We start from the raw sequence: 7832 nt of genomic DNA, 5'->3' as shown, positions 1-7832 counted from the left end.
GTCGATTACGGCGTCTCTGGCGATCCGTATGGCTCCGGCCGGGAAGCGAGCACAGGCATTGAGTTTAATTGCCACCGGTACAGCACTGGCGATGGTCTTAGGTTTACCTCTCGGGCGCATTGTGGGCCAGTATTTCGGTTGGCGAATGACCTTCTTCGCGATTGGTATTGGGGCGCTTATCACCCTTTTGTGCCTGATTAAGTTACTTCCCTTACTGCCCAGTGAGCATTCCGGTTCACTGAAAAGCCTCCCGCTATTGTTCCGCCGCCCGGCATTGATGAGCATTTATTTGTTAACTGTGGTGGTTGTCACCGCCCATTACACGGCATACAGCTATATCGAGCCTTTTGTACAAAACATTGCGGGATTCAGCGCCAACTTTGCCACGGCATTACTGTTATTACTCGGTGGTGCGGGCATTATTGGCAGCGTGATTTTCGGTAAACTGGGTAATCAGTATGCGTCTGCGTTGGTGAGTACGGCGATTGCGCTGTTGCTGGTGTGCCTGGCATTGCTGTTACCTGCGGCGAACAGTGAAATACACCTCGGGGTGCTGAGTATTTTCTGGGGGATCGCGATGATGATCATCGGGCTTGGTATGCAGGTTAAAGTGCTGGCGCTGGCACCAGATGCTACCGACGTCGCGATGGCGCTATTCTCCGGGATATTTAATATTGGAATCGGGGCGGGTGCGTTGGTAGGTAATCAGGTGAGTTTGCACTGGTCAATGTCGATGATTGGTTATGTGGGCGCGGTGCCTGCTTTTGCCGCGTTAATTTGGTCAATCATTATATTTCGCCGCTGGCCAGTGACACTCGAAGAACAGACGCAATAGTTGAAAGGCCCATTCGGGCCTTTTTTAATGGTACGTTTTAATGATTTCCAGGATGCCGTTAATAATAAACTGCACACCCATACATACCAGCAGGAATCCCATCAGACGGGAGATCGCTTCAATGCCACCCTTGCCCACCAGCCGCATAATTGCGCCGGAGCTGCGTAGGCTTCCCCACAAAATAACCGCCACCAGGAAAAAGATCAGCGGCGGCGCAACCATCAGTACCCAATCAGCGAAGGTTGAACTCTGACGCACTGTGGACGCCGAGCTAATAATCATCGCTATGGTTCCCGGACCAGCGGTACTTGGCATTGCTAGCGGCACAAAGGCAATATTGGCACTGGGTTCATCTTCCAGCTCTTCCGACTTGCTTTTCGCCTCCGGTGAATCAATCGCTTTCTGTTGCGGAAAGAGCATCCGAAAACCGATAAACGCGACGATTAAGCCGCCTGCAATTCGCAGACCGGGAATCGAAATGCCAAATGTATCCATCACCAGTTGCCCGGCGTAATACGCCACCATCATGATGGCAAATACGTACACCGAGGCCATCAACGACTGACGATTACGTTCGGCACTGTTCATGTTGCCTGCCAGGCCAAGAAATAACGCGACAGTTGTTAATGGGTTAGCTAACGGCAGTAACACCACCAGCCCCAGGCCAATTGCTTTAAACAAATCTAACATTAGTGGTTGTTATCCTGTGTATCTGGGTTATCAGCGAAAAGTATAAGGGGTAAACAAGGATAAAGTGTCACTCTTTAGCTAACCTTGCATCGCATTGACCAAAACTTGAACCGATTTAGCAAAACGTGGCATCGGTCAATTCATTTATTTGACTTATACTTGCCTGGGCAATATTATCCCCTGCAACTAATTACTTGCCAGGGCAACTAATGTGAAAAGTACCAGCGATCTGTTCAATGAAATTATTCCATTGGGTCGCTTAATCCATATGGTTAATCAGAAGAAAGATCGTCTGCTTAACGAGTATCTGTCTCCGCTGGATATTACCGCGGCACAGTTTAAGGTGCTCTGCTCTATCCGCTGCGCGGCGTGTATTACTCCGGTTGAACTGAAAAAAGTGTTGTCTGTCGACCTTGGAGCACTGACCCGTATGCTGGATCGCCTGGTCTGTAAAGGCTGGGTTGAAAGGTTGCCGAACCCGAATGATAAGCGCGGCGTACTGGTAAAACTTACCACCAGCGGCGCGGCAATATGCGAACAATGCCATCAATTAGTTGGCCAGGACCTGCATCAAGAATTAACAAAAAACCTGACGGCGGACGAAGTGGCAACACTTGAGCATTTGCTTAAGAAAGTCCTGCCGTAAACAAAAAAGAGGTATGACGATGTCCAGACGCAATACTGACGCTATTACCATTCATAGCATTTTGGACTGGATCGAGGACAACCTGGAATCGCCACTGTCACTGGAGAAAGTGTCAGAGCGTTCAGGTTACTCTAAATGGCACCTGCAACGGATGTTTAAAAAAGAAACCGGTCATTCATTAGGCCAATACATCCGCAGCCGTAAGATGACGGAAATCGCGCAAAAGCTGAAGGAAAGTAACGAGCCGATACTCTATCTGGCAGAACGATATGGCTTCGAGTCGCAACAAACTCTGACCCGAACCTTCAAAAATTACTTTGATGTTCCGCCGCATAAATACCGGATGACCAATATGCAGGGCGAATCGCGCTTTTTACATCCATTAAATCATTACAACAGCTAGTTGATAACGTGACAACGTCACTGAGGCAATCATGAAACCACTTTCATCCGCAATAGCAGCTGCGCTTATTCTCTTTTCCGCGCAGGGCGTTGCGGAACAAACCACGCAGCCAGTTGTTACTTCTTGTGCCAATGTCGTGGTTGTTCCCCCATCGCAGGAACAACCACCGTTTGATTTAAATCACATGGGTACTGGCAGTGATAAGTCGGATGCGCTCGGCGTGCCCTATTATAATCAACACGCTATGTAGTTATTGTCAGGCTCTGATCACAGAGCCTGACATCTCCGTAATATCTTCCTCAAGTCTCAAATATTTTCGCCATTGTTGGCGATGAGATCCCGATACCAGTAAAACGACGCTTTACGTATCCGTTCCAGCGTTCCCTTCCCTTCGTTGTCTTTATCGACATAAATCATTCCGTAGCGCTTTTTCATTTCCCCTGTTCCGGCAGAAACCAGGTCAATGCAGCCCCACGGGGTGTAGCCAATTAAGTCAACACCATCTTCAACTACGGCTTTTTTCATTTCCCGAATATGGGAAGCAAAGTAATCAATGCGATAGTGATCGTTCACCGTGCCGTCAGCTTGTCTCTGGTCAACCGCACCAAATCCATTTTCGACAATAAACAGCGGCAACTGGAAATGATCCCAGAACCAGTTGAGTGAATAACGTAGCCCTGCCGGATCAATTTGCCATCCCCATTCGGATGTATCGATATAAGGGTTGCTGACCAAATCTCGTGGTTCAACATAATCCAGTTGCGGGTTATCGGGCGAAAATTGTGTCGTAAAAGACATGTAGTAGCTAAAGCCGATAAAGTCGACACAACCACTGGCAAGAATCGCGTTATCTTCTGGTGTGATATCGAGGTTGAATCCTTTCCTGGCAAAGTAATTCAGCATATGTTGTGGATAATATCCACGAGCATGAACATCAGTAAACCAGTAACGACGATGCATTGCTTTCGTGGCCATCATCATATCGTTGGGTGCACACGTCAGAGGATAGATGGGACACATGGCGATCATACAGCCAATGTTAAATTCAGGATTGATCGATTTTCCAGTCTGTACCGCCAGGGCACTGGCAACTAACTCGTAATGTACCGCCTGGTACATTATTTGTTCGCGCTCATTGATATCTTCCTCTGGCGAATACAAGATACCGGAATTAGTAAATGGACACAGGCTTTCGCTGAAATTCACCTGATTATTGATTTCGTTAAACGTCATCCAGTACTTTACTTTTTCTTTATAGCGCGTGAAGACCGTTGATGCGAAGCGGATAAAAAAGTCGATCAGTTTACGGTTTCGCCAGCCACCATATTTTGTCACCAGATGATAAGGCATCTCAAAATGTGAAAGCGTCACCACAGGTTCCATTCCCTGCTTAAGGCATTCATCGAACAGATCATCATAAAATTGTAAACCCTCTTCATTCGGCTCCTGTTCGTCACCTTGCGGAAAGATTCGTGTCCAGGCAATGGAAGTTCGAAAGCATTTGAATCCCATCTCGGCAAATAACTGAATATCTGTTTTATAGCGATGATAAAAATCAATTGCTTCATGATTGGGATAATTAAGCCCGTCGATAACGCCTTCTGTCACTTCACGCGGCACCCCGTGAGCGCCAGCAGTCATCACATCAGCGATGCTGATGCCTTTTCCTCCTTCATTCCAGCCACCTTCCAACTGATGCGCGGCTACCGCACCGCCCCATAAAAAACCTTTTTTAAATCCTGACATACACAACTCCTTAACTAAAATAGATTACCACCAGACTTCCGCCTGGATGCCGGCCATAAACTCGTCTTTGCTGTTCTCATTAAACTTAAAATTCGATAATTCGTTATCCAGAATATTGATATACGTTCCATAGAAGCGAATTTCTGGTCGTGAACCTAAAATGCTTTCACCCACTTTCAATGCATGCCAGAGTGTCGTTTTATAAGCCGATTCATTTAGTGTTACACCCTGCTGAGTTTTGTTCTGTTGCTTAAACCAGCCTAATTCAAGCCCCGTCTGATTCCATGTATTCCAGATCCAGGCCGGTCTTATTACAGTGCGAATACTGTCAAAATCACTATGAGCACCACTTTCATGACTATAAACATCTTCGCCGTGAGAATAGACAAGCGCGTTAGCCATAATAATATTGTCAGTAAGATACATCTCGCCCTGAGAGATTAAACGCCAGGCGATCCCATTGGTATGATCACCATAGTAATAGCGACCATGCGCCATCGTATTACTGGCATCTGAGAAACTGGCAAAACTGCTGGCATAGGAATTATTGGCAACCTGTAACGTAAATTCATTAAACGTATCGCGTTGCAGGTTTTGCCGTAAAACAGAAGTCAGCATCCAGCTATCTTTCATTTCAAAATAACTGTTGTCATTTTCGTTATCTTGTTGTTGATCCGTTTTATTAGGTGCGGAATATTTAGCCATTAATGATAATGTCGCATCATCCCATAACGGGATATTGCGATAACGAACATCCACAGAATTGGTATTCATCTGGCTGGTACGCGAAAAATCACGAGAGTAAACATCGACATCATCACGGCTTAAGGACATATCAAACAGCCCTACACCAAGTGCCCAGTTTTCAATCCCCACACCCGCGGCGACATCCGTGGTTAAGGTTTTCCAGTCCAGCATCTGGATCTCATATTGCGGGAGTTTATGTTTGCCGACCCAGAAGTCTGCCTCTGGTGCGAAGGGTAAAAAACCTCGCGTTGTCAGGTAAATATCGCTGAACTGCATGATATTTTCATTGGCACTGTCACCAAACCAGGCATCGTTATACTGCTCACCCACGTTGCCATCATAGGTAACGACCGCATTTGCCGTTTTACCGTCCTGATTATAAACACGCTGATTTAAGGTCAGGTCAAACCAACCGCTCATCTCATTACCAAAACGTCCCAGAGAACCCGCTGCATAAGTTTGTGGTGAGCCGTGATTACCAGTACCCCAGCCTGAGCGGAAGTACCCCTGATAGCTGAACCCAATATCATCCTTTATATATTTACTGATATCTTTCAGGGTCACGCTTTCGATAGTGGTTTTGTCGCCTTTACTTTCAATAACGGCAACTTGCTGCGATCCATTTATAGTATGCGCTGCGGTAAACGAGTTCTGTTCACCGTTTTCATTTTTGATGTTATCAGCGACGGGAGATGTCGCTGATATTTCAGCAAGCGAGGCTGATTTATATTTGTTTTCCGTGATGCTTTTTTGTAAGGTCGAAAGTCGGGATTTATATACTCCCAGTTCATTCTGTGTTGCTTTCAGCTCTTGTTTATTTTGCGACAATTCATTTTCAAGCAATTCAAGGCGCTGCTCTATGGTTAATTTTGTTGCCATCGCGTTCAATGGAAACAATGCTGTAATAATAGAAAAAGACAAAAGGCTGACGTTAAGCGTCTTTATATTCATGACTTATCCTTAAGAGTATAATAATTTCCTCCAGCTATCGCACTGGAGGAAAAAATCAGGCATGGAGTTCTTTTCTTAATGAAATAATTTCCCTGGCTAAATCCTGGCATAATATTGCATTCATCAAATGATCCTGTGCATGAATCAGAATTAAATTAACTTTTATTTTGCCACAGCCTTCATCCTGACTAATTAATGCGGTCTGAATCTTATGTGCCTGAAGACAGGCAGATTCAGAACTGGCCATTAGCTGAGTTGCGCCCTGCCAGTCTTTTTGCCCGGCACAACGTATGGCTTCCATCGCGTCAGAACGTGCCTGCCCCGCGTTGACCAGTAACTCCATAACAAGTTCTTCATCTGCAAACATCACAATCTCCTTCCTGGGTAAATGGAATTATCCGTTAGTTGTCATGTTATTGACTTTGTTGGCGGCAATAACAAAAGGTAAATAGATCATTGTCGCCACACCTAAACATAAAAAACCAACCAGTAAAGCCAGCCAGTTCCCCCCGGTTCCGAGGAAAGCAATTAAAGGTCCGGGCGTAGTCCAGGGCACGGCATAAGCAACCGGTGGAATAATTTCCATCGAAACAAAGAAGTAACCAATGGCACAGTTAACAATGGGAACCATAATAAACGGCACCATCATGATGGGGTTAAGTACAATAGGAAGGCCAAACATTATCGGTTCATTGATATTGAAAATACCGGGGATAAATGACATTTTTGCCAGATCACGGTATTCCGCACGCTTAGAAGCGATAAAAATAGCCAACAATAACCCCAACGTCATACCTGAGCCGCCGCAGTTGGCGAATGCATCATTAATAGAAGTCCAGGTAATCGGATATGGCGCGCCCCAGGTAGTGCCATGTTGAGCGGCCCAGGAGAGATTCTCCAGATTAGCCTCAGAAAAAACGGTTTCTCGAATTGCCGATGTGGTATTAGGTCCGTGGATCCCCAGCACCCACAGGAAATTACCCACAGCCCCCAGGATAATTACCGCAAAGATATTCGTTCCCATATGTTTGAGCGGCGTCTGGATTAATGTGTAAATAAGATCGTTTAGTCCTGCCGGGGATATCAGTGCCAGGCAATAATTAAGTGCGGAAAAGAACACCATGACAAAAAATATTGGCAATAAAACTTTAAATGAACGCGCTACCGCAGGCGGTACAGCTGCCGGCATCGTTATGGTGATTTTTGGGTTTCGAGCTAAGCGACAAAATATTTCACTGGTGATCAATGCAACGATAACAGCAACAAACAACCCCTGCGCGCCGAGATATTTGGTCGTCAGGAATGCTTGCCCATCTATCATCTGATATGGCGTATAAACAATAAAAAATGCTCCTATTGCCGTTAATCCGCATAAAAGATCATCTTGCTCATAGCTAATCGCCATATTCCTGGCGACCAGGAAAGCAATCATAATTGACATGATATTTACAGAACCATTCATTACCGGAGTAAAAATAGCTTGTGCTTTTTCAAGGTTGGGGAAAATGCTATTCAGATGCAGTAATCCGGCAATAAAACCGTCTGGCGATAATATGGCAAAGTTAATTAATATAATTAATGAACTTGCCATGATAATTGGAAACGTAAAAACGAATCCATCTCTCACCGCTGCAACATGTTTTTGTGAGTTTAACTTGATAGCAACTGGAACAAGAAAACGTTCCATTCCACGTTCGAATGAGGCCATTAATCCCATTTTTTTATACCTGTTGTTTTGGATATTTATACATCCCAATAAAGCATGTATGCCATATCCATTTTATGATGTGTGAAAAGTTAGTTCAGGTAATAGT

At 45.3% G+C, this 7832-nt stretch carries 9 protein-coding genes; 4 read left to right on the top strand and 5 right to left on the bottom strand.

Going from position 1 to position 7832, the window contains the following annotated elements; all coding sequences use genetic code 11:
- The coding region (gene ydeA / locus QZF50_RS21530) for an L-arabinose MFS transporter (RefSeq protein WP_290388986.1) at window positions 1-835 on the top strand (835 nt) is incomplete at its 5' end.
- 24 nt (window positions 836-859) lie between these two features.
- Here ydeA and marC read toward each other — a convergent pair.
- The gene (gene marC / locus QZF50_RS21525) at window positions 860-1525 is read right to left on the bottom strand and encodes an NAAT family transporter MarC (RefSeq protein ID WP_000885033.1); all 666 of its coding nucleotides are present in this window, start codon (window positions 1523-1525) and stop codon (window positions 860-862) included.
- Between the two features lie 211 nt (window positions 1526-1736).
- Here marC and marR point away from each other — a divergent pair, with 211 nt between their 5' ends.
- The 3 genes from marR to marB are packed head-to-tail and all read left to right on the top strand — an operon-like array spanning window position 1737 to window position 2824.
- Complete coding sequence (gene marR / locus QZF50_RS21520; protein WP_000843419.1) at window positions 1737-2171, top strand: multiple antibiotic resistance transcriptional regulator MarR; 435 nt, start codon at window positions 1737-1739, stop codon at window positions 2169-2171.
- A 19-nt stretch (window positions 2172-2190) separates the two neighbouring features.
- Window positions 2191-2574 carry an MDR efflux pump AcrAB transcriptional activator MarA gene (gene marA / locus QZF50_RS21515; RefSeq protein WP_000091199.1) on the top strand — a complete coding sequence of 128 codons (384 nt, stop codon included), beginning with the start codon at window positions 2191-2193 and terminating at the stop codon, window positions 2572-2574.
- A 31-nt stretch (window positions 2575-2605) separates the two neighbouring features.
- Window positions 2606-2824 (top strand): multiple antibiotic resistance protein MarB, encoded by a 219-nt coding sequence (gene marB, locus QZF50_RS21510; protein WP_000803659.1) that lies wholly within the window; start codon window positions 2606-2608, stop codon window positions 2822-2824.
- Between the two features lie 56 nt (window positions 2825-2880).
- On the opposite strand, the gene QZF50_RS21505 is transcribed toward marB, so the two are convergent.
- Genes QZF50_RS21505 through QZF50_RS21490 form a run of 4 tightly spaced genes read right to left on the bottom strand, consistent with a single transcriptional unit; the run spans window position 2881 to window position 7735 of the window.
- Window positions 2881-4320, bottom strand: coding sequence for a 6-phospho-beta-glucosidase (locus QZF50_RS21505; protein WP_000012618.1), 1440 nt, complete (start codon window positions 4318-4320; stop codon window positions 2881-2883).
- A 24-nt stretch (window positions 4321-4344) separates the two neighbouring features.
- Window positions 4345-6018: a carbohydrate porin gene (locus tag QZF50_RS21500; RefSeq protein WP_001022770.1), complete on the bottom strand. Its 1674-nt coding sequence runs from the start codon at window positions 6016-6018 to the stop codon at window positions 4345-4347.
- Between the two features lie 55 nt (window positions 6019-6073).
- Window positions 6074-6385 (bottom strand): PTS lactose/cellobiose transporter subunit IIA, encoded by a 312-nt coding sequence (locus tag QZF50_RS21495; RefSeq protein ID WP_001296721.1) that lies wholly within the window; start codon window positions 6383-6385, stop codon window positions 6074-6076.
- Window positions 6386-6412: 27 nt separating this feature from the next.
- On the bottom strand, window positions 6413-7735 hold the full coding sequence (locus QZF50_RS21490) for a PTS sugar transporter subunit IIC (RefSeq protein WP_001347941.1): 1323 nt from the start codon (window positions 7733-7735) through the stop codon (window positions 6413-6415).
- Between the last annotated feature and the right edge of the window lie 97 nt (window positions 7736-7832).

It is taken from the genome of uncultured Escherichia sp., assembly GCF_948475835.1.
Taxonomy (GTDB): Bacteria; Pseudomonadota; Gammaproteobacteria; order Enterobacterales; family Enterobacteriaceae; genus ECMA0423.
Note: the sequence above shows the minus strand (reverse complement) of the source record. Positions and strands in the feature narration are given on the sequence as shown.

Excerpts from the sequence above, each read along its gene's own strand:
- marC (WP_000885033.1), bottom strand. The coding sequence starts at position 1,525 with ATGTTAGATTTGTTTAAAGCAATTGGCCTGGGGCTGGTGGTGTTACTG.
- marA (WP_000091199.1), top strand. The coding sequence starts at position 2,191 with ATGTCCAGACGCAATACTGACGCTATTACCATTCATAGCATTTTGGAC.
- marB (WP_000803659.1), top strand. The coding sequence starts at position 2,606 with ATGAAACCACTTTCATCCGCAATAGCAGCTGCGCTTATTCTCTTTTCC.
- QZF50_RS21505 (WP_000012618.1), bottom strand. The coding sequence starts at position 4,320 with ATGTCAGGATTTAAAAAAGGTTTTTTATGGGGCGGTGCGGTAGCCGCG.
- QZF50_RS21500 (WP_001022770.1), bottom strand. The coding sequence starts at position 6,018 with ATGAATATAAAGACGCTTAACGTCAGCCTTTTGTCTTTTTCTATTATT.
- QZF50_RS21495 (WP_001296721.1), bottom strand. The coding sequence starts at position 6,385 with ATGTTTGCAGATGAAGAACTTGTTATGGAGTTACTGGTCAACGCGGGG.
- QZF50_RS21490 (WP_001347941.1), bottom strand. The coding sequence starts at position 7,735 with ATGGGATTAATGGCCTCATTCGAACGTGGAATGGAACGTTTTCTTGTT.